This is a genomic window from Tropicibacter sp. S64 (assembly GCF_049803835.1).
GTDB lineage: Bacteria > Pseudomonadota > Alphaproteobacteria > Rhodobacterales > Rhodobacteraceae > Pacificoceanicola.
Genome location: NZ_JBNAGK010000008.1, coordinates 144,735 through 167,341, shown reverse-complemented (window position 1 = coordinate 167,341; position 22,607 = coordinate 144,735). Strand labels below are relative to the sequence as shown.

At 65.5% G+C, this 22,607-nt stretch carries 19 protein-coding genes; 12 read left to right on the top strand and 7 right to left on the bottom strand.

The window, feature by feature from the left end:
• Nucleotide 1 precedes the first annotated feature (1 nt).
• The 3 genes from ACP159_RS14250 to ACP159_RS14240 are packed head-to-tail and all read left to right on the top strand — an operon-like array spanning nucleotide 2 to nucleotide 3,175.
• On the top strand, nucleotides 2-1,549 hold the full coding sequence (locus ACP159_RS14250) for a trimethylamine methyltransferase family protein (protein WP_425100401.1): 1,548 nt from the start codon (nucleotides 2-4) through the stop codon (nucleotides 1,547-1,549).
• Between the two features lie 11 nt (nucleotides 1,550-1,560).
• Nucleotides 1,561-2,502: an NAD(P)-dependent oxidoreductase gene (locus ACP159_RS14245; RefSeq protein WP_425100400.1), complete on the top strand. Its 942-nt coding sequence runs from the start codon at nucleotides 1,561-1,563 to the stop codon at nucleotides 2,500-2,502.
• Nucleotides 2,503-2,536: 34 nt separating this feature from the next.
• Nucleotides 2,537-3,175, top strand: coding sequence for an REP-associated tyrosine transposase (locus tag ACP159_RS14240; protein ID WP_425100399.1), 639 nt, complete (start codon nucleotides 2,537-2,539; stop codon nucleotides 3,173-3,175).
• 18 nt (nucleotides 3,176-3,193) lie between these two features.
• On the opposite strand, the gene ettA is transcribed toward ACP159_RS14240, so the two are convergent.
• On the bottom strand, nucleotides 3,194-4,849 hold the full coding sequence (ettA, locus tag ACP159_RS14235; RefSeq protein ID WP_425100398.1) for an energy-dependent translational throttle protein EttA: 1,656 nt from the start codon (nucleotides 4,847-4,849) through the stop codon (nucleotides 3,194-3,196).
• A 308-nt stretch (nucleotides 4,850-5,157) separates the two neighbouring features.
• Here ettA and ACP159_RS14230 point away from each other — a divergent pair, with 308 nt between their 5' ends.
• From ACP159_RS14230 to dacB, 3 genes are all read left to right on the top strand, one after another.
• Entirely contained in the window at nucleotides 5,158-7,599 is a 2,442-nt protein-coding gene (locus ACP159_RS14230; protein ID WP_425100397.1) for a methyl-accepting chemotaxis protein, read from the top strand.
• Between the two features lie 160 nt (nucleotides 7,600-7,759).
• Nucleotides 7,760-8,347 carry a nicotinate-nucleotide adenylyltransferase gene (locus ACP159_RS14225; RefSeq protein ID WP_425100396.1) on the top strand — a complete coding sequence of 196 codons (588 nt, stop codon included), beginning with the start codon at nucleotides 7,760-7,762 and terminating at the stop codon, nucleotides 8,345-8,347.
• A 91-nt stretch (nucleotides 8,348-8,438) separates the two neighbouring features.
• Complete coding sequence (gene dacB, locus ACP159_RS14220) at nucleotides 8,439-9,944, top strand: D-alanyl-D-alanine carboxypeptidase/D-alanyl-D-alanine endopeptidase (RefSeq protein ID WP_425100395.1); 1,506 nt, start codon at nucleotides 8,439-8,441, stop codon at nucleotides 9,942-9,944.
• 48 nt (nucleotides 9,945-9,992) lie between these two features.
• Here the strand turns inward: dacB and ACP159_RS14215 are convergent, their stop codons facing one another.
• Both ACP159_RS14215 and ACP159_RS14210 read right to left on the bottom strand, forming a co-directional pair.
• A complete protein-coding gene (locus tag ACP159_RS14215) occupies nucleotides 9,993-10,421 on the bottom strand; it encodes a L,D-transpeptidase (RefSeq protein ID WP_425100394.1) in 429 nt (142 codons plus the stop codon).
• Between the two features lie 161 nt (nucleotides 10,422-10,582).
• Nucleotides 10,583-11,005 (bottom strand): tellurite resistance TerB family protein, encoded by a 423-nt coding sequence (locus tag ACP159_RS14210; RefSeq protein WP_425100393.1) that lies wholly within the window; start codon nucleotides 11,003-11,005, stop codon nucleotides 10,583-10,585.
• Nucleotides 11,006-11,109: 104 nt separating this feature from the next.
• Between ACP159_RS14210 and ACP159_RS14205 the strand changes: the two genes are divergently transcribed.
• The gene (locus ACP159_RS14205; protein ID WP_425100392.1) at nucleotides 11,110-12,687 is read left to right on the top strand and encodes a lysine--tRNA ligase; all 1,578 of its coding nucleotides are present in this window, start codon (nucleotides 11,110-11,112) and stop codon (nucleotides 12,685-12,687) included.
• Nucleotides 12,688-12,691: 4 nt separating this feature from the next.
• Here the strand turns inward: ACP159_RS14205 and ACP159_RS14200 are convergent, their stop codons facing one another.
• Nucleotides 12,692-13,375 carry an ImmA/IrrE family metallo-endopeptidase gene (locus tag ACP159_RS14200; protein WP_425100391.1) on the bottom strand — a complete coding sequence of 228 codons (684 nt, stop codon included), beginning with the start codon at nucleotides 13,373-13,375 and terminating at the stop codon, nucleotides 12,692-12,694.
• Between the two features lie 163 nt (nucleotides 13,376-13,538).
• On the opposite strand from ACP159_RS14200, the gene ACP159_RS14195 reads away from it, so the two are divergent.
• Both ACP159_RS14195 and ACP159_RS14190 read left to right on the top strand, forming a co-directional pair.
• Nucleotides 13,539-13,955, top strand: coding sequence for a DUF4864 domain-containing protein (locus ACP159_RS14195; protein WP_425100390.1), 417 nt, complete (start codon nucleotides 13,539-13,541; stop codon nucleotides 13,953-13,955).
• 227 nt (nucleotides 13,956-14,182) lie between these two features.
• Nucleotides 14,183-16,474, top strand: a complete 2,292-nt coding sequence (locus ACP159_RS14190) for a glycosyl hydrolase family 28-related protein (protein WP_425100389.1) — start codon at nucleotides 14,183-14,185, stop codon at nucleotides 16,472-16,474.
• A gap of 70 nt (nucleotides 16,475-16,544) precedes the next feature.
• Here the strand turns inward: ACP159_RS14190 and ACP159_RS14185 are convergent, their stop codons facing one another.
• Nucleotides 16,545-17,027 carry a HugZ family protein gene (locus tag ACP159_RS14185; protein ID WP_425100388.1) on the bottom strand — a complete coding sequence of 161 codons (483 nt, stop codon included), beginning with the start codon at nucleotides 17,025-17,027 and terminating at the stop codon, nucleotides 16,545-16,547.
• 19 nt (nucleotides 17,028-17,046) lie between these two features.
• On the bottom strand, nucleotides 17,047-17,715 hold the full coding sequence (locus tag ACP159_RS14180) for a hypothetical protein (protein ID WP_425100387.1): 669 nt from the start codon (nucleotides 17,713-17,715) through the stop codon (nucleotides 17,047-17,049).
• Between the two features lie 216 nt (nucleotides 17,716-17,931).
• Between ACP159_RS14180 and parA the strand changes: the two genes are divergently transcribed.
• The gene (gene parA / locus ACP159_RS14175) at nucleotides 17,932-18,573 is read left to right on the top strand and encodes a ParA family partition ATPase (protein WP_425100386.1); all 642 of its coding nucleotides are present in this window, start codon (nucleotides 17,932-17,934) and stop codon (nucleotides 18,571-18,573) included.
• Between the two features lie 24 nt (nucleotides 18,574-18,597).
• Entirely contained in the window at nucleotides 18,598-19,446 is an 849-nt protein-coding gene (locus ACP159_RS14170; RefSeq protein ID WP_425100385.1) for a DUF6206 family protein, read from the top strand.
• 165 nt (nucleotides 19,447-19,611) lie between these two features.
• Here ACP159_RS14170 and fsa read toward each other — a convergent pair whose 3' ends face one another.
• Nucleotides 19,612-20,265 (bottom strand): fructose-6-phosphate aldolase, encoded by a 654-nt coding sequence (fsa, locus tag ACP159_RS14165; protein WP_425100384.1) that lies wholly within the window; start codon nucleotides 20,263-20,265, stop codon nucleotides 19,612-19,614.
• Between the two features lie 57 nt (nucleotides 20,266-20,322).
• Here fsa and ACP159_RS14160 point away from each other — a divergent pair, with 57 nt between their 5' ends.
• On the top strand, nucleotides 20,323-22,545 hold the full coding sequence (locus ACP159_RS14160) for a primosomal protein N' (protein ID WP_425100383.1): 2,223 nt from the start codon (nucleotides 20,323-20,325) through the stop codon (nucleotides 22,543-22,545).
• The last annotated feature ends 62 nt before the right edge of the window (nucleotides 22,546-22,607 follow it).

The window sequence follows — 22,607 nt, the reverse complement described above, 5'->3', positions numbered from 1 at the left end:
CGTGACGGCACCCATTGAAATCCATGATCGCAAGCGGCGGCCCGGTGGCCGGGCCGCCCGGGTGGCGACCCGCAGCGCGCCTCTGGCGGAGGACCGGCGCCCGGTTCGGGCGGGTCTGTCCGGTGGGCAGTACAATCCGCTGACCGAGGCCGAGGTGCTGCGCATCCACCATGCGGCGCTGGACGCGCTGGAGCAGGTCGGCCTGTCGCAGGCGCCGGAGAGCGGTGTCCAGGCGATGGTGGCGGCGGGGGCTATTCAGGGCGAGGACGGGCGGCTGCGCTTCCCGCGGGCGCTGGTTGAGGACATGATGGCGAAAGCGGCGAAGGAGATCACGCTTTATGGCCGGGACGAAAAACACCACCTGACGCTGTCCGGGACTCGGGTGCATTACGGCACCGCCGGGGCGGCGGTGAACATCGTCGATCCGTTCACTGGCGACTACCGGCCCTCGACGGCAAGGGACCTGTACGATTCGGCCCGTCTGGCGCACAACCTTGACAACATTCATTTCTTCCAGCGGACCATGGTGTGCTGCGACGTGCCGGACCTCGTGGAGATGGACCTGAACACCGCCTATGCGGCGGTGGCGGGGACGACCAAGCACGTCGGAACGTCAATCTCCGATCCCATCGGCGTGGAGCCGGTGTTCGAGCTTCTGCACATGGTGGCGGGGTCGGAGGCGGCTTGGCGGGAGCGGCCTTTCGTGTCGCTCTCCTGTTGCTTTGTCGTGCCACCGATGAAGTTCGCCACGGAAAGCTGCATCACCATGGAGGCGGCGATCCGGAAGGGCATGCCGGTGCTGCTGCTCTCGGCGGGGCAGGCCGGTGCGACGGCCCCCACGCCCATCGCCACGGCCATCGTGCAGGCGGTGGCGGAGTGCCTCGCGGGCGTGGTCTATGTCAACGCCATCGCACCGGGGCATCCGGCGATCTTCGGCACCTGGCCGTTTGTCTCGGACTTGCGCACGGGTGCCATGTCCGGCGGCTCGGCGGAGCAGGCGCTTCTTTCGGCGGGCTGCGCCCAGATGCACCGCTTCTACGGCATCCCCGGCGGCGCGGCGGGCGGCATGTCGGACGCCAAGGTGCCGGACATGCAGGCGGGCTGGGAGCAAGGCATCATCAACGTACTCTCCGGCCTGTCGGGGCTGAACATGATCTACGAGGCGGTGGGCATGTATGCGTCCCTGCTCGGCTTTTCGCCGGAGGGCATGGTGCTCGGCAATGACGTGATCGGCCAGGCGCTGCGCTGCGTGCGGGGGATCGACGTCAGCGAGGACAGCCTGTCGCTCGATGTGATGAAGGCGGTCTGTCTGTCTGGCGGCCCGGGGCATTACCTCGGCACGGACCAGACGCTGTCGCTGATGCAGACGGAGTACCTGTACCCCGAAATCGGCAACCGCATGACGCCGAAGGTCTGGGAGGAGGCCGGGCGGCCGGAGCTGCTCAAGGTGGCGCACGACCGGGTGCAGACGATCCTGCAGGCGGCGCCGACCATGGTAGCGCCTGACATCGACCGCGCCATCCGCGCCCGTTTCAATATCCGGTTCTGAGGGAGACGGGGATGCAGGTCGGGTTTATCGGGCTGGGGAATGTCGGCGGCAAGCTGGCGGGGAGTCTGTTGCGCAACGGGATTGCGCTGCAGGTGCATGATCTGGACGCGGGCCTCGTGGCGGGGTTCGTGGCGCGGGGGGCGGTTGATGGCGGGTCTCCGGCGGACATGATGGACGCCTGTGACGTGGTCATTACCTGCCTGCCGTCGCCTGCCGCCTCGGCGGCTGTGGTGGCTGCGATGCTGCCGCGGATGCGGGCGGGCAAGACGTGGATGGAGATGTCCACCACGGATGCGGACGAGGTGGTGCGGCTGGGCGCCTTGATCGCGGAAACCGGCGGTCTGGCGGTGGAATGCCCGGTGTCGGGCGGCTGTCACCGGGCGGACACGGGCAATATCTCGATCTTCGCGGGTGGTCCACGGGCGGCGGTGGACCATGTCATGCCGCTGCTGAAACACCTGGGGCGGCGGATCTTGCACACCGGGCCGCTCGGGTCGGCGTCAAAGCTGAAGGTCATGACGAACTACCTCGCCACGGTGAACCTCTTGTCGCTCTGCGAGGCGCTGACCGTGATGAAGGCGGAGGGGCTGGACCTCGGGGTGACCTACGAGGCCATCAAGATCAGCTCCGGGACGTCGTTTGTGCATGAGACGGAAAGCCAGCTGATCCTGTCGGGATCGCGGGACGTGAACTTCACGATGGACCTCGTGCAAAAGGACATCGGGCTGTTCCAGAAGCTGGCAGATGACGGCGGCGTGCCGCTGGAACTCTCTCCGCTGATCATCGCGATGATGACGGATGGGCAGCGGCGGTACGGCGTCAGGGCGCAATCGGACCGGATGATCGAGCGGCTGGAAGAAGCGACGGGCTTGAGCATTCTGGCGGACGGGTTCCCGATGGAACTGATTGACGACGAGCCGGAGGAGGAGGGGTACGAGGTGCGGCGCCGGTAACCTTGTGTTGAGGGTCGTGACGTAGCGTGGCGGGATGCCGCGCTATGTTCGCCCACAGGTCCGAGGGGCCAATGTCTTTTTCACGGTTTGCCTTGCGGAGCGGGGCGGAACATTGCTTGTCGATCACGTGGACGTTCTGCGCGAGGCGGTGAAAGTGACACGGGACAGGCGTCCCTTCGGGATAGACGCGTGGGTTGTGCTGCCGGATCACATGCACGCGGTCTGGACGCTGCCTTTCGATGACGCGAATTACTCGGAGCGCTGGGGTGCAATCAAGGCGCGGTTCTCGAAGTTCGTGCGGTTGAAACTTGGGGAGACGGTGGGTTGCAAACCCACCCATGTCGATCAACTTCGGACGCAGCGGTCGCGGAGCAAGGTCGACAAGCAGGATGCCGGGATTTGGCAACGGAGGTTCTGGGAGCATCATATCCGGGATGAAGCCGACTATGCCGCACATCTGCGGTATTGCTGGAGCAATCCCGTGCACCATGGATTGGTCGAAAAAGCCGGGGATTGGCCGTTTTCATCGTTCCATAGAGAGGTTCGGCTGGGTTTGGCCGACCCGGAGTTTGTCGGTGAGTTGCACGAAGGAAGGTTTGGCGAGCCGGTGGGTTGGAAACCCACCCTACATAGTGCCGGTCCGTCACGCCAAAGGGGTAGGGTGGGTTTGTAACCCACCCATGCACCGCCCTTACCGTGTAAATTTCTTGTGCTTCATGCGCTTCGGCTCCAGTGCATCTGCCCCGAGACGCCGCTTCTTGTCCTCTTCGTAGTCTGTAAACCCGCCCTCGAACCATTCCACATGCGCGTCGCCCTCGAAGGCGAGGATATGGGTGCAGATGCGGTCGAGGAAGAAGCGGTCGTGCGAGATCACCACGGCGCAGCCGGCGAAGTCGACAAGAGCGTCTTCGAGGGCGCGGAGGGTTTCGACGTCGAGATCGTTCGTCGGTTCGTCGAGCAGGATGACGTTGCCGCCCTCCTTGAGCAGGCGCGCCATGTGGACGCGGTTGCGCTCGCCGCCAGACAGCTGGCCGACCTTCTTCTGCTGATCGCCGCCCTTGAAGTTGAAGGCGCCGCAGTAGGCGCGGGAGTTCATCTCCGCGTCGCCGAGCTTGATGAGTTCGGCGCCGCCGGAGATGGCTTCCCAGACGGTGTCGTTGGCCTTGAGGTCGTCGCGCGACTGGTCGACATAGGCGAGCTGCACGGTGTCGCCGAAGGAAATCTCGCCCGCGTCCGGCTGCTCCTTGCCGGTGAGCATCTTGAACAGCGTGGATTTACCCGCGCCGTTCGGGCCGATGACGCCGACGATGCCGCCCGGCGGCAGTGAGAAATTCAGCCCTTCGATCAACAGCTTGTCGCCCATCGCCTTCTTGAGGTTCTCGACCTCGATGACCTTGGAGCCAAGGCGCTGGCCGTTCGGGATGATGATCTGGGCGCGCGACAGCTTTTCGCGCTCGGACTGGTTCGCCATCTCGTTGTAGGCCTGGATACGGGCCTTGGACTTGGCCTGACGCGCCTTCGCACCCTGCCGCATCCATTCGAGTTCGCGCTCCAGCGTCTTCTGCTTGGCCTTGTCCTCGCGGGCTTCCTGCTCAAGCCGCTTCGCCTTCTGCTCCAGCCAGGAGGAGTAGTTGCCCTCGTAGGGAATGCCCCGGCCGCGGTCGAGTTCGAGGATCCAGCCGGTGATGTCGTCGAGGAAGTAGCGGTCGTGGGTGATGATGAGGATGGTGCCCTTGTAGTCGATCAGGTGGTTCTGGAGCCAGGCGATCGTCTCGGCGTCGAGGTGGTTGGTCGGTTCGTCCAGCAGCAGCATCTCGGGCGCCTCGAGCAGCAGCTTGCACAGCGCCACGCGGCGCTTCTCGCCGCCGGAGAGGGTTGCCACATTGGCGTCGTCGGGCGGGCAGCGCAGGGCTTCCATGGCGACGTCGATCTGGCTGTCGAGATCCCACAGGTTCTGGCTGTCGATCTCGTCCTGAAGCCGCGCCATCTCGTCGGCGGTCTCGTCGGAGTAGTTCATGGCGAGTTCGTTGTACTTGTCGAGCAGCGCCTTCTTGCCCGCGACGCCAAGCATCACGTTGTCCCGCACGGAAAGCGATTCATCGAGCTGCGGCTCCTGCGGAAGGTAGCCAACGCGTGCGCCCTCGGCGGCCCAGGCTTCGCCGGAGAAGTCCTTGTCGATTCCCGCCATGATCCGCATCAGCGTCGACTTGCCCGCGCCGTTGACGCCGACGACACCGATCTTCACCCCCGGCAGGAAACTGAGACGGATGTTTTCGAAGCACTTTTTGCCACCCGGATAGGTCTTGGAGACACCGTCCATGTGATAGACATACTGGTAAGAGGCCATGATCCGCTCCGCTTGCAATGACGAGATTTCGGCGCTCAGTACCCTTTTGCGCGCTGCGGCGCAATCGGCCTGCGGAAGGCGGGCGTCGCCCGTCCGGCGGGCAAGAAAAAACTGTCCTGTGCCGGAGGATGGCGATGCGGTCCTGCCAAGGCTTTGGTGCGCCGCACTTTTTCGGACTTCGTTCCGGGCTCTCCCCAGGTGTCGGACCATTTCGCGATTAATTCGATATAAAGAAGTCACGGTCATGAGTGTGTCCGGAGCGCAGGCAGGATTGCCGCGACCGCATGACCCGCACCGGAGAGTCGCCGATGACCGATACACCCCAAAAAACGCCCGCCAGTTTCTGGGCCAGGATGCCCCTCACCCGCAAGTTGCCGATCATGATCGCGGTTCCGACGATCCTGCTGGCCATGGCCATGTCGGGGTTCAGTTTCTGGCAGGCCAGCACCGCGCTGTCCGAGCGGCGGCACATGATCTTCGAGGACGTGCTCTCCAGCCGCGAAGACGCGTTGCGCACCTGGATAAATGAAGTCAACGTCGACATCACTGCGCTTGCGTCGGAGCTCAGTGTCCGCGAGGCCGTTCAGTCGATGACCCGGGCCTGGGACGCGGTGGATGCCTCGACAGGGGACGCCGGTGCCTACCTGCGAAAGACCTATGTCGACGAGAACCCCAACCCGGTCGGTAGCAGGGATCTGCTGGACGACGCCGGGGACCGCACGCCGTGGAGCGGGCTGCACAGCCGGTTCCACGAAGCCTTTCGCACGGTCCAGCAAAAGCGGGGCTACTATGACCTTTTCCTCTTCGATACCCGCGGCAACGTGATCTACTCGGTCTTCAAGGAGGTGGATTTCGCGACCAACGTGATTGACGGCCCCTACGCCGACAGCGGCCTCGGCGCGGTGTTTCGCGAGGCGCTGACGTTGAAGGACGGGCAGCAGGCGCTCTCCTCTTATGCCGCCTATGCCCCGAGCAAAGGCGCTCCGGCTCGGTTCGCCGCCGCCCCTGTCTTTGACAAGACCGGCACACTCGTCGGTGTGGTCGCTCTGCAGATCGGCATCGACGCGGTGACCAATATCCTGAAAGCGTCAAATGCCCTGGGGGAGACCGGCCAGATCAATGCCTTCAACGACAGCGGCCTGGCGCTCTCGGCGTCCCGGTTCGAGGGCGGTCACGTGATCCTTCAATCCCTGAAAAGCAATCCGCTGGTCAAGGCGGCGCTCGAAGGGGTCGAACTGGATGAGATGAGGGCGACGGGACTGAATGGTCATCCGGTCGAAGCCTGGTCGCGCAGCTTCGATCTGGACGGCTTCCGCTGGCACCTGATCTTCGAGCAGGACGAGGCGGAGGTGCTGCGTGTCGAGAATGCGCTGCTGCTCACCACGCTGGGGCAGGTTGCCGTTCAGCTTCTGGTCGTCGTGGCGGTGGCATTCCTGATTGCCCGGGTGTTGACGCGGCGGATCAGCGCCCTGCAGGGCAGCGTGCAGCGCGTGGCCGGGGGCGATTACCGGACCGAGGTCGCGGAGGTGCGGACCGAGGACGAGATCGGCCAGATCGCCCGGGCCTTCAACCGCTTCAAGCGCCAGTTGGCGGAAGGCGAGGAGGCGCGTGCCGAGCGCGATCGCGCGACCCGGCACCAGGAACACGTCATGGAGGTGCTGGGCCAAGGCTTGAACGCACTGTCGAGCGGCCAGTTGTCCTGCCAGATCGAGGAGAATCTCGGGGCGCAATACGAGCGGCTGCGAGTGAATTTCAACGACACGGTCGACGCGCTGACCCTGGTGATCGACGAGCTGCGCGCCAGCGCCGAGTCGATCGACGTGGATGCCCAGGTGCTCAGCGAGGGTGCCGACAACCTCTCCGCCCGGACCGAGAACCAGGCTGCGACGCTGGAGGAAACCGCTGCGGCGATGGAGGAGATCACCAAGAGCGTCCAGTCCACGGCTGGCGGCGCGAAGGAGATCGTCTCCGCGATCGCCTCGGCCCGCAAGCAGGCGGAGCACGGCGAGCAGGTCCGCAACCGGGCGGTGGATGCCATGGGCGCCATCGAAGCCTCGTCCAAGCAGATCAGCCAGATCATCCAGGTCATGGAGGACATCGCCTTCCAGACCAACCTTCTGGCGCTCAATGCCGGGGTCGAGGCGGCGCGGGCGGGCGAAGTCGGTCGCGGCTTTGCAGTGGTGGCGTCCGAGGTGCGGGCGCTGGCACAGCGCTCCTCCGACAGCGCGGCGGAGATCCGCAACCTGATCGTCAATTCGAATGAAAGCGTCAGCAACGGCGTGCGGCTGGTGTCCGACATGGGGGCCTCGATCGAGCGGATCCTGAACGAGGTCGTGCAGGTGTCGGGACGCGTCAACGACATCGCCGCCGGAGCGTCCGAGCAGGCCACGGGTCTGTCGGAGATCAACAACGGCATCACCATGCTCGACCAGGTGACGCAGCAAAACGCTGCGATGGTTGGTGAAAGCGCCGCCGCCGGTCGGGCGCTGCAATCGAAGGCGGCGGACCTGCGCTCGTTGGTCGCGCGGTTCGGCGACGGCGGTCCGGCCAAACGGCGGGCACCCGCGGTGAAGGCGCCGGAGCCTTCGGTCCATGCGGACACGTCCGACCTTGGCTGGGACGCTCTCGATCCGGTGACCATCCCGCTGGACGAGACCCCGCCCGCAAGAGCCACCGGGACCGCCGGGCCGCGGCTGAAGATCGCCGGCGCCGCGCGTCCGGGCAGCGTCGACCTCTGGGACGAGTTCTGACGGCACCCCATCCGTGTCCGGAGTGGGTCGGCGAGGCGGTCCCTGCGGGGGCCGCCTTGTCCGCCCTGGCTTGATGTGACGCGTGCAACCGCCTATTCCGGCGAATGCGGTGTGACGCCGACCGCGGCTCGGGACAGGGAAAATGCGCTCAGAGGACGGGATGATCTTGCGCCCCAGCATGCGGGTGGGGCTGCTCGGCGGGTCGTTCGATCCGCCACATGCCGGGCACCTGCACCTGTCGCGCGAGGCGCTCCGGCGCTTCGGGCTGGACCGCGTGGTCTGGCTGGTCAGTCCCGGCAACCCGCTGAAACCCGATGCGCCCGCGGCGCTGGCCCGGCGAATGGCGGCGGCCCGGGCGCTGGTCGATCATCCACGGATCATCGTCAGCGATTTCGAGGCCCGGGCGGGCTCGCGCTATACCGCCCGAACCCTGTCCCTGATTCAGGCGCACTGGCCCGGGGTGCGGTTCGTGTGGTTGATGGGGGCGGACAACCTGGCGCAGATCCACTGCTGGCAGGACTGGCGCCAGATCATGGGTCGGGTGCCGGTGGGGGTGCTGGCCCGGCCCGGGGCGCGGCTGGCCGCGCGGGCCTCGGTGGCGGCGGCGGTCTATCGCGCCGCGCGGCTTCCGGCGACCGAGTCGCAGCTGCTCGGGCTGGCGGAGCCGCCGTGCTGGTGTTTCATAAACATCCCCATGCGCCCGGAAAGCTCCAGCGCAATCCGCGCGCGAGGGGAGTGGACGCCGTGAGCGCCAGACGCGCTGCGCGGGCGTCAAAATGTGATCACCGGCCCGGGTTCAGGGCCTTGCGACCCCTGCTGCCTTCCGATTAGATCGCGGCATGACGAAAGAGATTTCCAGACGCGGATTCCTGCGGGCTGCCCTGACTTCGAGCGTGGTCCTGGCGGCGGGGCCAGTGTTGGCCAATCCGCCCGAGCGCTCGCTTCGCCCGATTGCCCGCGGCACCGACTTCCTCAAGCAGATCCAGACTCCCGCCGAGGCGCTGATCAGGCAGGCGAAACTGGGCGGCGACGTGGCCTTCAGCGTGGCCGACGTGAAGACCGGGCATGTGCTGGAAGAGTACAATGCCACGCTCGGGCAGCCGCCCGCCAGCGTGGCCAAGGCGCTGACAGCGGCTTATGCGCTGGAAACCCTGGGCCCGGGCCATCATTTCGTTACGCGGCTGATCGCGACCGGCGGGATCAGCGACGGGGTGATCGCGGGCGATCTTGTCCTCGCCGGTGGCGGCGATCCCGATCTGGACACCGACGGGCTGGCGGCGCTGGCGGCGGACCTGAAGGCGGCGGGCATCCGCGAGGTCAAGGGCGCTTTCAAGGTCTGGGGCGGTGCGCTGCCGGATGTGCGGACCATCGACACCGGGCAGCCGGATCACGTAAGCTACAGCCCGGCGGTGTCCGGGCTGAACCTCAACTACAACCGCGTGCATTTCGAGTGGCGCCGGTCCGGTGGCACATACACCGTGACCATGGAGGGCCGCAGCGAGGCGCACCGCCCGGCGGTGCAATTCGCGCGGATGGCCGTCGAGGCGCGCAGCCTTCCGGTCTACACCTACGCCGACACCGGCGGGCGCGACGAATGGACCGTGGCAAAGGGCGCTCTGGGCGACGGCGGGGCGCGGTGGCTGCCAGTGCGCAAGCCGGAACTCTATGCCGGCGAGGTCTTCCAGACCTTTGCCCGATCCCACGGTATCGTGCTGAAAACGCCCGAAATCTTGCGGGATCTGCCGGAGGGCGAGACCGTGGCCAGCCACGAGAGCGCGCCGCTGCGGATCATCCTGCGCGAGATGCTGAAATGGTCCACCAATCTGACCGCCGAGACCGTCGGCCTCGCCTCAACGATCAAGCGGACCGGGACGCAGCCGAAGGATCTGCGCGAGTCGGCGGCGGCGATGAATGCCTGGGCCAGGGAGCGCTTCGGGCTGACCTCGATGGCCTTCGTCGATCACTCGGGCCTCGGCGAGGACAGCCGGATCAGCGCACCGGACATGCGGGCCGCCCTGGGCCATCTGCGCGAGACCAGCGGTCTCAAGGCGCTGATGAAGCCGTTCCATTTCCGAGACGAACAGCGCAGGCCTATGCCGGATCACCCGGTCGAGGTGCATGCCAAGACCGGAACCCTGAACTTCGTCAGTGGTCTGGCCGGCTATGTGGACCTGCCCGACGGTACCGAGCTGGTGTTCGCTATCTTCGCCTCCAACGAGGCGGAACGGGCCAAGCTGAGCCGGGACGAGCGCGAACGTCCGCCCGGCGGCGCCGCCTGGAACGCACGGGCGAAATCCCTGCAGCAGGGGCTGATCGAACGCTGGAGCGTGCTGTACGGCGCATGACCGCCCGGTCTGGCGGTCATGGTGACGGATGGACGGTGCGCCGTGGCGTCAGTTCTGGATCACGACGCGCATGTTCTGCTTGCCGACGAGTTGGGTCAGCTCGAACAGGCGGGCGGCGTGATCCGGATGCAGGCGCACACAGCCGGCGGAGGCCGGACGGCCAAGGCGGCTGATCTGGTTGGTGCCGTGGATCGCGTAATTGCCGTTGAAGAAGATGGCGTAGGGCATCGGCGCGTTGTTGTACAAGCTGGACTTGTGGTACTTCGACAGCCACTTTGCCGACCAGGTGCCGCGCGGCGTGTACTTTCCCTGGCGCGCGGTGGAAACCGGCCAACGGTAGGCGACCTCGCCATTGTAGACCACGGTCATGGTCTGCGCGGATATGTCGACCTTGGCCACCAGCGGCGCGGCGGCGCCCATGATTGGCATGAGGCTCAGCAGGAGGATGCCGAGGATGGTGAGTGTCTTTCTGTTCATGGTGACCCCCGAAACGAAATGCGGATTATCCCGACCCTGAAAATGTTCAAACAGCTTACAATACCGGGGGTTACCGGTCAGTCAGGGAATCCTGACCCGCCGGACATTTTTTGCCTCGGGTTTGACACAGATGCGTTTCGAATTGCCGGATTGTTTCGCGATCACCCGGGCAGGTGCCGGGCCCGCGCCCCGCGTTCGATGGCGGCGGCGTGCAGGCGGTCGATGTTGAGCTCGTAGCGGATCTCTTCGAGCAGGCGCAACTCGGCCTCGCGCAGGGTGCCATCGGCGGCGGCGACGTCGCAGGCCAGGGCATAGGCGGTCTCGAACAGCCGTTCGGGCAGGTTGTCGCGGATCAGGCCGAAAAGCGCGTCGAGGCCGTCCTCCTGTTCGAACAGGTCGAAGACGAGGCGGGCCATGTCGCTGACCCGGTCGGCATCGTAGTCGCCGAAGATCGGCAGGTTGTCGACCGCGCTCTCGATCTTGACCAGCTCGGCGGTGCGCACGTTCTCGTCAGACGCGGAGACGGCGATCATCAGGGCCACGAGGCTGTCCTGCGGGCTGAGCGGATGCGAAATGTCGGTCATGGCTTGGCCTTTCAGGGCGAATGCGGCGTTGCGGCGCAATTTATTGACGTCATGGCCCCGGGGCAATAGGAAGCGCACTCGATATCCCAACTGGAGTGTTTCAGATGTCCGAGATTCGCGAAGCTGCGATGAACTCGAAAGCGTGGCCCTTCGAGGAAGCCCGCCGGATTCTGAAACGCTACGAGAAGACGCCGCCGGAGAAGGGATATGTGCTGTTCGAAACGGGCTACGGGCCGTCCGGCCTGCCGCATATCGGCACCTTCGGAGAGGTGCTGCGGACGACCATGATCCGCCGAGCCTTCGAGGCAATCTCGGACATTCCGACGCGGCTGATCTGCTTTTCTGACGATCTCGACGGGATGCGGAAGGTGCCGGGCAATGTCCCGCAGCAGGAGATGCTGCGCGAGCATCTGCAAAAGCCGCTGACCTCCGTGCCCGATCCGTTCGGCACGCATGAGAGCTTTGGCCACCACAACAACGCCATGCTGCGCCGCTTCCTCGACACGTTCGGCTTCGAATACGAGTTCTACTCGGCGACCGAATTCTACCGCAGCGGACAGTTCGATGACGTGCTTCTGCGAGCGGCGGAACGCTATGATGACGTCATGGCCATCATGTTGAAATCGCTGCGCGAAGAGCGGCGGCAGACCTATTCGATCTTCCTGCCGATCCATCCGGAGACGGGCCGGGTGCTTTATGTGCCCATGAAGCATGTGGATGCAGCGAAGGGTGAGATCACCTTCGACGACGAGACCGGAAAGGAATGGACCCTGCCGGTGACCGGCGGCAACGTGAAGCTGCAGTGGAAGCCGGATTTCGGAGCCCGTTGGGCGGCACTGGGTGTCGACTTCGAGATGTACGGCAAGGACCATTCGACCAACACGCCGATCTATGACGGCATTTGCCGGGTGCTGGGACAGAAGGCGCCGGAGCATTTCACCTATGAATTGTTCCTCGACGACCAGGGCCAGAAGATTTCCAAGTCCTCCGGCAACGGGATTTCCATCGACGAATGGCTGACTTACGCCTCTACGGAGTCGCTGTCGTATTTCATGTACCAAAAGCCGAAAACGGCGAAGCGGCTGTATTTCGACGTCATTCCAAAGGCGATGGACGAGTATCACCAGCAGCTTCGGGCGTATCCGGATCAGGATGTGACGGCGCAGTTGAACAACCCGGTCTACCATATCCACAACGGCGCTGTGCCGGAGAGCCGGATGGTGGTGCCGTTCTCCATGCTGCTCAACCTCGCCAGCGCGGCGGGGGCGCACGACAAGGAGGCGATGTGGGGCTTCATCCGACGCTACGCGCCGGATGCCTCGCCCGAGACGCATCCGGACCTCGATGCGGCGGCGGGGTATGCGGTCAAGTACTACGAGGATTTCGTCAAGCCGACGAAGACCTTCCGCGCGCCGACCGACGCGGAGCGGGCGGCGATGGAAGACCTCGCGGCGCGGCTGCGGGCCTGGGACGGGGCGACCGACGACGAATCGCTGCAGAGCCTCGTGTTTGCTGTTGGCAAGGAACACGGGTTCGAGCCGCTGCGCGACTGGTTCAAGGCGCTCTACGAGGTGCTGCTCGGCCAGAGCCAGGGACCGCGGTTCGGCGGCTTCATCGCGCTTTATGGCGTCGACGAAACCGTGGCGCTGATCGCAGATGGCCTGGCGGGCAAGCTCGGCTGATCGGTCAGGAACCGATGCGACGCGCGTAGCCTCCGAAGGATGGGACCGGCGGCACCTCCGCCTTGGGTTTTGCGGCTTCGACCTCGGCCTTGGCGGCGGCAACCTTGAACGGGTCGTGGTCGTCCGCGCGGCGCTGCGGCATGGTTTCCGCCGCCTTCGTCAGGTCCAGCCATTTCGCCCGGTCATAGACCGCCTGGGTGGGCACGTTGAGCGTTTCGGCCACAAGCTGTGCTTTGCCGTCGTACCAGAGGGTCTTGAACGTGTCGGCGGGCATCAGCAGGTCGAAAGCGAAGATTCGCGCCTCCCGCAGGGCCTTGCCATCGGTGGGGTGATAGAGCGCCTGAATACCGACGCCGGGATGCAGCTCCCGCGTTTTCGGAATGTGCAGCAGCCAGTGGCCGAGGCCGGTGGCGAGGGTCATCCGGTCCTGCCGGGTCTTGCCCAGTTTCGGCAGCCAGATCACCGGGTGCCGGTCCAGCGGCACGTCGAGAAGAATTTCGTTCGGACTTTCCGAATATTCCACGTCGACGTTCAGAGCGCGGCAGAGCTTGTCCAATGGACCGCCGTCGCGGAGGGTAAGGCCCGGGTTCTGTGACATCATGTCGTCGATCGTCTGAACGATTTCCTCCTCCGTCATGTCGGCGGCAATCGGTTCGATATAGGGGTATCTTGGGTAGGCCCTTGGCATGTAATGGTCCTCTTGAATGGGTATCTGCAGCTGGGCTGTGTGCACGGCTTTCGTGCTTTTACACCCGAAGGCTTTACAGACCGCCAAACAAATCCGTCGCTTTTGACCCGAATGCGCGGCGTTCTATCTAGTCAGGGAGAGAGCGGCTTTCGGGAGGTGTGAAATGCTCAGGCTACTGAAGGGTGTGGCGCTCGCGGCGATGTTGGCCGGGGCGGTGCAGGCGCAAGACGGGATGGCCCCGGGCAGCGCCATCGAGGGGACGATCCGCAGCCAGGTCGATGCCTTTCTGACGGACGATTTCGGGACCGCCTTCACCTTTGCCGGGCCGGGTATCCAGCGCATGTTCGGCACGCCGGAGAATTTCGGCGCGATGGTGCGCAATGGCTATCCGATGGTGTACCGGCCGGAAGACCTGCGGTTCGGCGAGTTGCGCGAGATCGGCGGGGCGCTGTGGCAGAAGGTCTTCGTGGTCGATGCGGAGGGTCGCACGCATGTGCTCGACTACCGGATGGGCGAGTATGACGGCGGCTGGCGGATCGACGGGGTCCAGATTCTGGAGGCTCCGGAGGTGAGCGCATGAGGATGTGAGGTCCCGGCGCGAAGGCCGGGACTGCGTGGCGCCCCGACTCTTGAGGCAGTGAGCGTTGACTTTCTCCCGGCGCGAAAAATCGACTCCGCCCCCTCGCTGCAAAAGTCGGGGCTCTTGCAGCGGGCACCGTACGGTGGTGCAAAGGGGCGTTAACTTCACGATAAGTATTTCTCTTTCCGACCGAGGCAGCGTGGCCTCTCGCGTGGAAAGGGACTCCGATGAACAAAGCGATCACCGACGGTATCGTCTTCATGCCCCCGGCGTTTGCCGCAGGCAATCTTGCACAATTCTCGCGCGGGGACGGCACCCCGGGATCGGCGACGTACAACAACCTGCCGACTGCCGCCTTCGTGCCCGCCGATGCGGACTTTGCCGGGTGCCTCGAGATCCAGAAAACCGACACGACGCAGAAGCTGCGGTACATGGGGCAGACGCCGATCTATCCCGGCTGCTACCTGCGGATCACGGTCCGGATCAAGGCCATTGCCGGATCGCTGGCCAACGTGCGGATCGCGGGCTGGCCGGGCAATGCCAGCGAGTCCATGGTGAGCGGCGTCACGACCACCGGCCCGATCACTCCGCTGACCACCTACGGCGAGGTCGTCACCGCGACCGCCATCGTCGGGACCGGCGTGCGGGGCGGTGTGGACATGGCCTGGGGGCCGACCGCGACCTATGGCCATTTCGGTATCGACCTGACCGGCGCCAGCGGCGGCGTCTTCCGCATCGACGACATCGTGATCGAGGACATCACCGAGGCCTTCCTGCGCGACATGATCAATGTCGTGGACGTGCGTGACTACGGTGCGGTCGGCAATGGCGTGACCGACGACAGCGCGGCTTTCGAGGCGGCGGATGCGGATGCGGACGGGCGCAAGATCTTCGTTCCGGCGGGCACGTACCGACTGAACCAGTCGGTCGAGATCAACAACCGCATCGAGTTCGAAGGCAAGGTCAGCATGCCGACCGATGCGATCCTGTCTCTGACCAAGGATTTCGAGCTGCCGACCTATATCGACGCCTTTGGCGGGGATGAGGAACTGGCGCTGAAGAAGGCGATCCAGTCGCTGATGAACAACGCCGATCACGAGAGCCTGGACCTGGGCGGGCGGCGCATCTCGATCAACGGACCGATCGACGTGCATGCCGCCGTGCCGAACCGCGACACCTACGCGCAGCGCCGGGTGATCCGCAACGGCCAGCTGCGTGCGGAGGACAGCACTGCCTGGAACACCCAGACGGTGACCAGCACGGCGACCTATTCGGCGAACAACCAGTGGAAACTGACCAACGTCAACAACATCGCCAATGTGCAGGTCGGCAGCCATGTGACCGGCGCCGGTGTGGGCCGCGAGATCTATGTCAAGGCGGTCAATATCGGGGCGCAGGAAGTGACCCTGTCGCAGCCGCTCTCGGATGCGGTGGGCACGCAGACCTACACGTTCACCCGCTACAAGTACATTCTGGATTTCAGCGGCTTCGACCGGATCAACGTGTTCGAGATCGAGGGCGTCGAGTTCCAGTGCAACGAGCGCGCCTCCGGCATCCTGCTCGCGCCGCTCGGCACGATCAACGTCATCCGCAACTGCGTGTTCAACCGTCCGCTGAATCGGGGCATCACCTCGCCCGGCGACGGCTGCCAGGGGATGCTGATCGACCATTGCCAGTTCATCTCGAACGAAGGTGACATCTGGGCACAGAACCGCCAGTCCGTCGCGATCAACACCAACGCCAACGACGTGAAGATCCGCAATTGCCGCGCCTCGCAGTTCCGCCATTTCGCGGTCATCAGCGGCGCGCATTCGGTGATTTCGGGGAACCACTTCTTCCAGGGAGACCCGAACCCCAACGGCATCCGCACCGCCGGCATCGTCATCGCGATCCGCGCCTGCAACTGCCAGATCACCGGCAATTACATCGACAATTGCTTCATCGAGTGGACCAACGAGCGCGAGCCGGAGCCGGATTTCTCCGGCGGGTTCGGGTTCGCGGGGCTGTCGATCACCAACAACATCATGCTGTCGTCGGAAGTCGCCTCGTGGTTCTCGTCCATCGTGGTCAAGCCCTACGGCACCGGCCACTACATCAATGGGTTGAACGTCTCGGGCAACACCTTCCGCTGCGTGAACGCCTATATCGACCGCGTGGAGCGGGTGGATACCTCCTTTGCCAACCTCAACCTCGGCAACATGAAGAACGTCTATTTCACCGGCAACACCTATCACAACGTGACCAAGGGCGCGGAGAACCCGCTGCTGGTGACCCACGGCCAGAACAGCCATGCGCAGGTCTGGGAAGTGGACACGGACGACCGGCTGCCGTTCGGCGGGCAGGCGATGGAGATCGAGAGCCTCGTGGTGCGCTCGCGCCCGCGTGATGCCAACAACGTCTCGCAGTTCCATAACCCTTATGCGGCGGGTGAGCAGGGCACGAAGAAGGACAAGGTCCATGTGCTCTGGCCGGTGCCGATGATGGGAGACGTCACCCTGCGGGTGCGCATGGACAAGTAAACCCGCGTTGGCGGGATTTAGACCGGCCGTGTGCCGGTCCGGGCCGGGCCTGCCTTGCGCGGGTCCGGTCCTAGTGTTTGAGGTCGTCCGGGGTGAGGTGAAACGCCTTGCCGAAGCCGCCAATCAGGAAGGCCCCGTTTGGGTCGATGCGCATCAGGGCGAAGTCCGCGAAGCCGATGTAGAGTTTCGCTTTCGGCTGTCTCACCAGGTAGTGCGTTGCAAGGGCGGCATGGTCCGGGTCGCCGTGGTGGATGAACCGCGCGGTTCCCTGAAGGCTCAGGCGCGGGTGGGTCAGCGGATCGCCCTTGGCCTTTGGCTCCCCAACCATGAGCGAACAGAGCGGATTGGCCTTGAGCGCCTGCGTGTGGCTGGCCAGATCGGACACCAGCGCCAGCGGCAGGCCATCCGGCCCCGGCACCACGGCGATGCGGCTGACCAAGGGGGCGCCTGTCGATGGGTCAAGCACTGCCAGCGCGCCGAAACGGGCAGTGGTCATCAGGTCCCGCGCCAGGGCGCGCGCCTCGTCATCGGTGGGGCGGATCGGGGAGGCCATGGGGCGAGAGTAGCGGCTTTCAGAAATTCTTCCAGATGCCGAATTTCACACCCATGGAGGAATCGCCGGTGACCCCGTAGGTCGCCCCGGTCTCCACCATGATGCCCCGCCGTCCGAGCGGAAACACGTAAGACGGCACGATGCGGACAAAGGCCGGATCGTCGGCGGGCTGGCCGGTCTGGACCTGCAACAACACCTTGCGGTCATGGGCGAGATTGCGGCCCCAGGTGAAGTCGATCTTGTAGTCGGTCAGGCTGGTGTCGATCTGCACCTCCGCCAGCGCGTCCATGGTCAGCCAGCCGCGCTGCAGCCCCCACCCGACGGACAGCCCGGGGCGCAGGACCGTGCGGTCACCGATCTGGCCGAACCCGAATGCCACGGCGACTTTCGGCCCGGACTCGCGGTCGAGGAGGGGCCATTGCAGGAAGGCTACGGTCTTGCCCGCGCCGGAGACTGATCGGCCCAGGTCCAGCCCGAGCGTCAGCCGGTCCGTCATGCCGTATTCGAGGTAGAAGGTGTAGTATTGCTGCGTCGGGTTAGGCGAGGTCCAGTGCTCGAGGTTCTGCGGCCAGGCCAGTTGCACCCCGGTGCTGAGGAACCCGGTGCCGCGCTCGCGTGGCCATGCCCCAGCCAGTGCGCCGGTAGCGGTGGCGAGCAGGAACAACAGCGGGAGCAGCAGACGGCGCAAGATCGGACCCTCGGGACAATGTCGCCATCTTCCCGGAATGTTGGTTAAGGCCGGGTTAAGGCCCGGCAAAGTGAGGCCGGTCATGCCCCGGCACCCGGACGTTTCGTGACAATGCGACACTGCGGCAGGTGCCTGGCCCGCCCCACGGGTTTTCCGGGCTGGATTCTCCTATACTGCGTGTGCACTGTGGTGAGACACACTCCGAAGGGACGGACCATGGCGGGACAAGTCATCACAGTGGCGCAGCAGAAGGGCGGCTCGGGCAAGACCACCACGGCGGTCAACCTCGGCGTGGGTCTTCAGGCTTTGGGCCACCGCGTCGCCTTCATCGACCTCGACCCGCAGGGTAGCCTCGGGCGTTGGTTCATGACCCGCGCGGAGAGCCATCCGGACCGGCTGGAGGGCATGGACTTCGCCACCTCCTCGGCCTGGGGCATCTCCTACGAGGTGCGCAAGATGACGGCGGATTTCGATTTCGTCATCGTGGACACGCCGCCGAAAGCGGACAGCGACCTCAGGCCCGCGCTGAGGGTGGCGGCATTGGTGCTGGTGCCGGTCTCGGTCAGCCATGTCGACCTCTGGGCGACGGAAGGTGTTCTCGACCTTGCCCAACGCGAAAGCGCGGAGACGCTGCTTGTGATGAACCGCACCCGTACCAGAACGCGCCTTGGTGCCGACGTGGCAGAGGCCGCGACGCAGATGCATGCGCGGATCGCCGAGGCGGGCTTCGCCAATCGCGTGGTCTATGCCGAGTCGCTCGGGCTTGGCCTCGGCGCGCTGGAGATGCCGAAAGGCCCGGCCCACGCCGAGGTACAGGCCCTGACGGCAGAGGTGGCGCAGGTTCTGGCAAACGGGTAAGGACGGCGCAAAGGAGTGCCGACCATGACCGACCTTGCGACCCTTGCCGAGCTGATCCGCGCCGACAGTGCGTCGCGGGGGCAGACGATCTCGAAGCTCGGCTACTTCTGTGCGCCGTTCCAGCCTGCCGACGGGCCATTGGCAGACAAGGTCATCAAGGTCTACCGGAGCCTGCCGGATGCCTCGGCGCTGGACCGGCTCAAGCGCTGCCACGACCACTACGTCGAAGCGCTGAACATGGCCGATGTCGGCCTGCCGGAAACCGAGTTCCACTTGCTCGACATGGACGGCGCCCGCATCCCGGTGATCGTGCAGCAGGCGCTGCCGACCGACCGGCTGATGCGCCCGCTGATGCAGACCGGCACGCGGGAGGAGACGCTGGAAATGATGGAGGCGGCGGGCGTCGTCATCGCCCGTTTCTGGCACTGGTCCCGGCGCTCCAACAGCCGCATCGGGTTCCACCCGTCGATCCGCAATTTCGCCTATGTGGATGGCACGGCGCGGTTCTTCGACACCTTCCCGCCGCTGATCCACTACTCGCGGGACGAGATGGGGCAAATGCTGCTGCTGTTCTCGGAAAAGCGCCTGATGCGGATGGTCGGTCCCCTCCTGCAAAAGAAGGTCACCGGCATCCAGGACGAATGGTACTCCCCGCCGGAAACGCTGGTTGGCCTCGTCGGCAGCGCCTGCCGCCTGCGTCCGGAACTGGCGAAGGATTACCTCGCCTGGGGCCGTGACTTCGCCAGCCGCGCCATGCAGCCCTGGGCGGACGAGGCCCTCGGGGGCCTGAAAACCCCGCCGCGCCTTCCGGGCTACTGGACCGGCTTCCGCAAACTTCTCGGCCTGCAAGGCGAGCCCAACATCGGAAAATGAAAAGGGCGGAGCGCTCATCGAAAAGCGCACCGCCTCAACTTCTTTGGTCCGAAAATACCGCGGGGTCCGGGGCAGCGCCCCGCAAGAAAATTTTCCCCGCGCCGCAGGCGCGGTGTCCGCCCTTCGGGCGGACGGGTCGCCTCCCCGAAGGGGAGGCGAAACACCTCAGACGATCTTGATCCCGGCGTCCTTGATGTCCTTGAGGAAGGCGTCGAGCCCCTTGTCGGTCAGCACGTGGTTCGCCATCGCCTTGATGACCGCGGGCGGCGCGGTGGCCACATCCGCGCCGATCAGCGCGCAATCCTTCATGTGGTTCGCGGTGCGGATGGAGGCGGCGAGGATCTGGGTCTCGTAGCCGTAGTTGTCATAGATCTCGCGGATGTCGCCGATCAGCTCCAGCCCGTCGATGTTGATGTCGTCGAGACGCCCGATGAAGGGAGAGATGAAGGTCGCCCCGGCCTTCGCCGCGAGCAGCGCCTGGTTAGCGGAGAAGCAAAGCGTGACGTTGACCAACTTGCCCTCGCCGGTCAGCACCTTGCAGGCTTTCAGCCCGTCCCAGGTCAGCGGCACCTTCACGGCGATGTTCTCCGCGATCTCGGCCAGCTTGCGGCCCTCGGCGATCATCGTTTCCGCATCGACGGCGGTGACTTCGGCGGAGACCGGCCCGGAGACCATGTCGCAGATTTCCTTCGTCACTTCGAGGATGTCCCGGCCGGACTTCTTGATCAGCGAGGGGTTGGTGGTCACGCCGTCGACCATCCCGAGATCGTTCAGCTCACGGATGGCGTCGACGTCGGCGGTATCGACAAAGAATTTCATGGGGGCAGCTCCCTTTGATGGCTTGGCCTTTGCTGCCTCGGGCTTTACCCCTTTTCCATGGCCCGCAAAACCCTCCTTCCGCATGAATCGGACATCGGATTCTACGAGACCGGCACGTTGGTTGCCGTGCTGACCGCGCAGCCGCTGGACCGTCCGCTCGACTACAAGGCGCCGGAGGGTGGCTGCTTCCTGGGGGCCTTCGTCGAGGTGCCGCTGGGTCCGCGCAAGGTGCTGGGCGTGGTCTGGGGACCGGGGCTGGGCGGCTTCGATATCGCCAAGGCGCGGTCGATCATCCGCGTGCTCGACACGCCGCCGATGCGCGAGGAAATGCGGATTTTCCTGGAGAAATGCGGGGCGTATACGCTCACGCCGCTCTCCCTGATGCTGCGGCTGGCGACGCGCGCGCCGGGGCTGTGCGATGCGCCGTCGATGCGCAAGGTCTACCGGCGCGGCGATGGCACGCCCTCCCGGATGACCGACGCCCGGCAGCGGGTGATCGAGGCGGCGGAGGAGATGGGCGGGCTGGCCCTGACCCTGAAGGAACTGGCGGACTCGGCGGGCGTGACGACGCAGGTGGTCAAGGGCCTGTTGCCCTCGGGAGCAATCCTCGAAGAGGAAAGCCCGCGCGACACGCCCTTTCCGAGGCTGCACCCGGACTACGGCTCCAAGCCTCTGACGGAGGATCAGGAGGCGGCCGCGGCACAGCTCCGGGCGGCGCAGGTGTCGCACGAGTACCGCACGACCCTGCTCAAGGGAGTCACCGGCTCGGGCAAGACGGAAGTCTACCTGGAAGCGGTGGCCGAGGCGCTGCGGCAGGGCAGGCAGGCGCTGGTGCTCCTGCCGGAGATTGCCCTCTCCGCCGAATTTCTCGCCCGGGTCGAGGCCCGTTTCGGCGCAAGGCCCGCGGAGTGGCACTCCGGCGTGACCATGACCGAGCGGCGTCGGACCTGGCGGATGGTGGCGGAGGGCCATGCGCAGCTGGTCGTCGGTGCCCGCTCGGCGCTCTTCCTGCCCTACCAGAACCTCGGCCTGATCGTCGTCGACGAGGAGCACGATACCTCCTACAAACAGGACGAGGGCGTGATGTACAACGCCCGGGACATGGCGGTGCTGCGCGCGTCGATCCTCGGGGCGCAGGTGGTGCTGGCCTCGGCCACGCCCTGTCTGGAAACCTGGGCCAATGCGGATGCGGGCAAGTACGACCGGCTGGTGCTGACTTCGCGGTTTGGCGAGGCGGTTCTGCCGGAAATGAAGGCACTGGACATGCGTCCGGAAAAGCTGCCGTCCAACCGCTGGATCTCCGCCCGGATGGAAACCGCCGTGCGGCAGCGGATGGAGGCCGGGGAGCAGGCGCTGCTGTTCCTCAACCGGCGCGGCTATGCCCCGGTGACGCTCTGCCGGGCCTGCGGTCAGCAGATCGGCTGCCCGCATTGTGACGCGCGGATGGTCGAACACCGCTTCCTGCGGCGGCTGGTCTGCCACCAATGCGGCGAGTCGACCCCCATCCCGGACCGCTGCCCGTCCTGCGACGCCGAAGACAGGCTGGCCCCGGTCGGACCGGGGGTGGAGCGGCTGGCGGAGGAGGCGACGACGCTGTTTCCGGATGCCCGCATCGCGGTGCTGTCCTCGGACCTCTACGGCACGGCGCGGGAGCTGAAGGAGCAGATCGTTCAGATCGCGGAGGGCGGCGCGGACATCATCATCGGCACGCAGCTGGTGGCGAAGGGGCACAACTTTCCGCTGTTGACACTTGTGGGGGTGATCGACGCGGATCTGGGGCTGCAAGGCTCGGATCTCAGGGCAGCCGAACGCACGTTCCAGCTGATGCGGCAGGTGGCGGGACGGGCCGGACGGGCAGACAAGCCTGGCGTCGCGATGCTGCAGACCTACCAGCCCGAACACCCCGTCATTCGCGCCATCCTTGGCGGCGACGAGGAGGCGTTCTGGAAAGCGGAGGCGGAGGAGCGCCGGGCGGCGGGGATGCCGCCCTATGGCCGGCTGGCCGGGATCATCCTGTCTGGGGGTGAGGCGCAGCAGGTTTTTGACCTCGGAACCCACCTGGCCCGGAACGACGCGCCGCTCCGTCGGGTCGGGGCGGTTGTCTATGGGCCTGCGCCCGCGCCGATTGCCCGTGTGCGGGGACGCCACCGGGTGCGGCTGCTGGTGAAGGCGGAGAAGGGCGTGGCCCTTCAGGCGGCCCTGCGGGAGTGGGTTGCCGGGGTGACGCTGCGGGGCGACCTGCGTCTGGCGATCGACATCGACCCGCAGAGCTTCTTTTGAGGGGGTGCGGGGCAGAGCCCCGCCCTACAGGCTGTCCCGAAAGGCCGATGACGGGCGGTCCC